This window comes from uncultured Marinobacter sp., assembly GCF_963974375.1.
Lineage (GTDB): Bacteria > Pseudomonadota > Gammaproteobacteria > Pseudomonadales > Oleiphilaceae > Marinobacter.
On sequence record NZ_CAXBDN010000326.1, the window covers coordinates 1 to 4,078 of the forward strand.

Here is a 4,078-nt window from a genome sequence, read left to right on the forward strand (position 1 = left end):
AAGTTGACGGTTTCAGACTCGCCCTGATCATACGACTCGTTGATGAAGCTTGCTGCCGCCAAAAAGTCGCCCAAATCACATCGAATTTTCTGGGAGGCACTTAAGTAATCGCCCTCGTGGAAAGAGCCATGCTGTAACGCGAAGTCTGAAGACAGGGCGGAACAGGACCAGCCGGTAACGAGGAGAAGGGCAGCAATGGGCAGTGCTTGTGCAGTCATCCGTTGCACGAGGTTTTCATCCTTGGTTTGGTTCAGTGGATGCTAGGGCATTTTGTCAGACTTCTCAAGATTTGTACCTTGATTGCAGCTAGTTCGTGCAGATGTGAACCTCAACCATGGGATGGTCTGTAGAACCCTGAGCTTCACTATCGGTATTATCGAAGTACGCGCTGAAATTCAGTCAGCACCTGTGGGTGACCACGGTCCGCCCGCTGGCCACCAGGCAGGAAACGCTGTTTTGGCGCTGGCCGCTTCAAAGACTGGCGCAATGAAATCAGACAGCGCAGCCGTGACGTCGTTCAGCGTGAGCGCTTCCAGTCGGTTTTTTCGTAGGAAGGCCTGCCACTGCCTCTGCTTTTGCGCATCTTGCGCAAAAGCATCCGTCACTCCGAATGGAAGCTCTCCCGTGAGGGCTGTTTTGCGGCGATCAAAGGTGGCCTGCACCGCTTGGCGGAGGGTGTCGCCGTCAAAGTCGGTATGCCGCATCAGTATCCACAGATCGAAGTAATCCTTCATGCGACTGTTGGCAATGCCAAGAGTTGCCAGCGCCTCGAACTTCTCGGAAACAACGGTATAGCGTGGGTAGACGCGCAGCTTCGGTGCCGCGAACTCTCTCAACATTACGGGGTACTCGACATTCTCCGGCCCTGGCGTCACCGCATCGCCAAAGCCGACATCGACCTGGATATGACAGCGTGCGCCGTCAATCGCACCGAGCAATGTGACGCGCACACCAGAATAGTTTGTCTCTTTACGAATCTCGGCAGCATGCACGGTGTCGGGGTGAAAGATTACGCCATCCTGGGCCTCGATCGTGCAGATATTCTTAAAAACAGCCTCGATGTGCGGCAATTCCGCTGAGCCGAATCCCAGGAAGTCAGCGTCTCTGGTTGGGCGATGCGGGATGTCGAACCACAGGTCAAAAAGCAGTGCGCCTTTCAGCAGAAACTGATCTGCATGTGGTGAGATACTGACCCGGTACAGCAGTCGCTCTATCGCATAGCGCGTCAGGACCAGATTGAAATCCTGTTTGGTCTCCCGAGCGCGGTTGAGCAGGCGCGCACGCACCGACGCTGAGATGTTTCGTTCGTTCATGACAGGCTTTCCATGTAGGGGCGCATTACATTGGCCACCCGGCACAGGGTGGCATAGCGCCAGAGTTCGTCCATGCTCACGCGCTTGCTGCGCCAGGCTTCCTGCAGTGCTTCGATCGCTACGTCGAGGCCGATCTTGTTGCGAAACTTGAAACAGTCAGCCACGGTGCGCGCGACGTTGGTTACTCGAACATTAACGCCGTCGATCTGATGATCTTCGATTCCATCGGTCAGTGCGGGGCCCGAGAACCGCACGATGCGCAGCAGGGGATAATCCATCTTCGGCGCACGGGCTTTGTTGGGAATGGCCAGCCAGACCTCGAAGGGTGATTGGGTGGTGAGATCGTGCACGCGCAGCGCTGACAGCAGGCAGACGATGGCTTGTGGGTGTCTGCGTGCTACCTCGGCCAGCGTGCCATGCTCCGATATGCTGCGATCCGGATGAGCGTACAGTCCGCGACCTACACGGGTGAGCAGGCCCTGCCGAACCAGCCGGGTCAGGGTAACCGTGGGCAGCCCAAGCTCATGGAGGTCGCGGGGGCGAATGAGGCCCCGCTGAGCAGCGAGTTCCAGAATGCTTTGATGCGAACTTTTCATGCCGTTATCATGTTGTGATTTGCAGGTAGTTGTCAATAAATACCAACAAAATGCAACGATGTGTATCTCCGATGGCCGCTTGCCAGTAGAAAGTGGAATGAAAGCAAAAAACCTGACCGTTCGGCCCACTGCAGCCAAAGATTTATTTCCGAATCACCGGCCCTTTAAGATCTGTAGTAACCCCTTAATACCCACCCCACCATCGCCGCTGCTACTGTTTCCTGACCTGCCAAAACAAGCACAAGGAGACAGCCATGAGCGGGAAGAAGATTCTTATGATTACCGGTGATTTCACCGAGGACTACGAAACCATGGTGCCGTTCCAGGCACTGCAGGCCGTTGGTCACACGGTTCACGCCGTCTGCCCGGACAAAAAGGCGGGCGACACGGTAGCCACTGCGATCCATGATTTTGAGGGCGACCAGACCTACACCGAAAAGCCCGGCCACCGGTTTGCCCTGACTGCGGATTTTGACGGACTCGACCCGGCAAAGTACGACGCGCTGGTGGTGCCCGGCGGCCGCGCTCCCGAGTACCTGCGGCTCAACAAGGATGTGCTGAACCTGGTTCGCCATTTCTTCGAAACCAACAAGCCGGTGGCGGCCATCTGCCACGGCGCCCAGTTGTTGGCCGCAGCGGGGGTTCTGGAGGGCCGTAAATGCTCGGCGTATCCGGCCTGCCAGCCGGAAGTGGAACTGGCCGGCGGCACGTTTGCCGGTATCGAGGTTGATCAGGCGGTCACCGATGCTAATCTGGTAACAGCGCCTGCGTGGCCAGCCCATCCGGCCTGGCTTGCGCAGTTCTTCAAGTTGCTGGACAAGTAACGCAGCAGGGGCCGGTCCGCTGGCTCCTCCGTATCCTCAAGCGCCCTCAATCACTCTCGGGGAGGCCGTCATATGCAAGCTTTTTATCAACGCCGATTCTGAGCTTTGGGTCAGCCGGACCCACTCCCTGCGTATTGATGGCATGGTCACCAGTGTGCGGATGGAAAATGCCTTTTGGCAGGTACTGTAAGAGCTGGCGGCGCGGGACGGTATGAATTTGCCGCAGATGATCACCCGTCTTTACCACGAGTCCATTGATGCCGGCCATGATCTCGGCAATTTCACATCCTTCCTTCGGGTCTGTGCGCTGCGCTATCTTGAGCTGCAACTGAGCGGCGACGTTCCGAGGGATACCCGGGTACCGATTGCTTCACTGGATGCAGACCGTATTCTCGCCGGCAAGCCCGGTGAGTCGGCAACTCCCGATATGGTTAGCAAAGCAAGGCACTGACGGCGAGACGGTTGGCGAGGCAGCCCCGGTTTCCTTATTCGCGGATACCGCCCTCGATCATCAGACCGTCGTTCTCGTGCTGTCCGAACGCCCTCGAACAAACACCAACATCTCGTTGTTGGCCGGCATTGCATAATATTCTCGCAGCACCAGACCCACAGCCTCGGCCAGCGCCGATAAGTCTTCGAGATCGCGGATACCCATATGGGGCAGTTTGGATTTGAGCGACTGGTCAAACGCCTGGTTGCTCTCGCTGGTGAATTGGCCCTGATGCTTGAACGGCCCGTAAAGGCAAAACGCGCCGTCTTCTGGCAGGCCTGCTCCGATGCCCTGGAACATCTGTTCCACTTCTGACCAGGCCATGATGTGGGCGGTGTTGGCCGAGAATGCCCATCTGAATTCTTGTGCAGGCCACGGGGTATTTCCCACGTCCAGTTCAAGCATGGGAAGAATGCCGGGCAATGCGGCCTGTTCCAGCCGGGCAGCCGCCAGGTGTGCGGCCCCGGGGTGGTCCGTTGGTTGCCACTGCAGGTGGGGCATGGCTGCCGCGAAATGCACGGCGTGCTGTCCGGTGCCGGTGCCTATCTCCAGTACGATGCCCGGTGCGTTGAAGATCTGGCGCAGTCTTTCCAGTAGCGGGGCTTTGTTGTTTTCACAAGCCTGGGAAAAGGGCAGGGGGGTGACCATCAGTCCGTCTCTCCTTTTCTCTGAACAGTATCATAAAACGGTGTTCTGCCCATGAGGTCGGCATAATTGGGCGCCTTGGCTATAATGGTCTACTTTTAACCGTCACAGAGAACCCTATGCCCATCGAAAAGAATCAAGTGGTCTTGTTTCACTACAGCGTCCGTGATGAACAAGGCAAGGAAGTTGAAAACTCCCGTAGCGGCGAGC

Annotated in this window: 5 protein-coding genes and 1 pseudogene; 2 read left to right on the forward strand and 4 right to left on the reverse strand. The window is 57.1% G+C overall.

Annotated elements, in window-relative coordinates:
- The 3 genes from AAC035_RS19270 to AAC035_RS19280 all read right to left on the reverse strand — a co-directional run.
- Positions 1-227 (reverse strand): hypothetical protein (locus AAC035_RS19270; protein ID WP_339806732.1); only part of this gene is annotated, 227 nt, incomplete at its 3' end.
- 168 nt (positions 228-395) lie between these two features.
- Positions 396-1,313 carry a nucleotidyl transferase AbiEii/AbiGii toxin family protein gene (locus AAC035_RS19275; protein ID WP_339806733.1) on the reverse strand — a complete coding sequence of 306 codons (918 nt, stop codon included), beginning with the start codon at positions 1,311-1,313 and terminating at the stop codon, positions 396-398.
- Complete coding sequence (locus AAC035_RS19280) at positions 1,310-1,909, reverse strand: type IV toxin-antitoxin system AbiEi family antitoxin domain-containing protein (protein ID WP_339806734.1); 600 nt, start codon at positions 1,907-1,909, stop codon at positions 1,310-1,312. Before AAC035_RS19280 ends, AAC035_RS19275 begins: the two co-directional genes overlap by 4 nt.
- A gap of 254 nt (positions 1,910-2,163) precedes the next feature.
- On the opposite strand from AAC035_RS19280, the gene AAC035_RS19285 reads away from it, so the two are divergent.
- Both AAC035_RS19285 and AAC035_RS19290 read left to right on the forward strand, forming a co-directional pair.
- On the forward strand, positions 2,164-2,733 hold the full coding sequence (locus AAC035_RS19285; protein ID WP_339806735.1) for a DJ-1/PfpI family protein: 570 nt from the start codon (positions 2,164-2,166) through the stop codon (positions 2,731-2,733).
- Positions 2,702-3,184: pseudogene (locus AAC035_RS19290) on the forward strand (ribbon-helix-helix domain-containing protein). The gene AAC035_RS19285 and the pseudogene AAC035_RS19290 overlap by 32 nt, the downstream one beginning before the upstream one ends.
- Before the next feature lie 60 nt (positions 3,185-3,244).
- Here the strand turns inward: AAC035_RS19290 and AAC035_RS19295 are convergent.
- A complete protein-coding gene (locus AAC035_RS19295) occupies positions 3,245-3,871 on the reverse strand; it encodes a DUF938 domain-containing protein (RefSeq protein WP_339806736.1) in 627 nt (208 codons plus the stop codon).
- Between the last annotated feature and the right edge of the window lie 207 nt (positions 3,872-4,078).

What these genes read in the sequence shown, in the direction of transcription:
- AAC035_RS19275 (WP_339806733.1), bottom strand. Translation starts at nt 1,313, where the DNA reads ATGAACGAACGAAACATCTCAGCGTCGGTGCGTGCGCGCCTGCTCAAC.
- AAC035_RS19280 (WP_339806734.1), bottom strand. Translation starts at nt 1,909, where the DNA reads ATGAAAAGTTCGCATCAAAGCATTCTGGAACTCGCTGCTCAGCGGGGC.
- AAC035_RS19295 (WP_339806736.1), bottom strand. Translation starts at nt 3,871, where the DNA reads ATGGTCACCCCCCTGCCCTTTTCCCAGGCTTGTGAAAACAACAAAGCC.
- AAC035_RS19285 (WP_339806735.1), top strand. Translation starts at nt 2,164, where the DNA reads ATGAGCGGGAAGAAGATTCTTATGATTACCGGTGATTTCACCGAGGAC.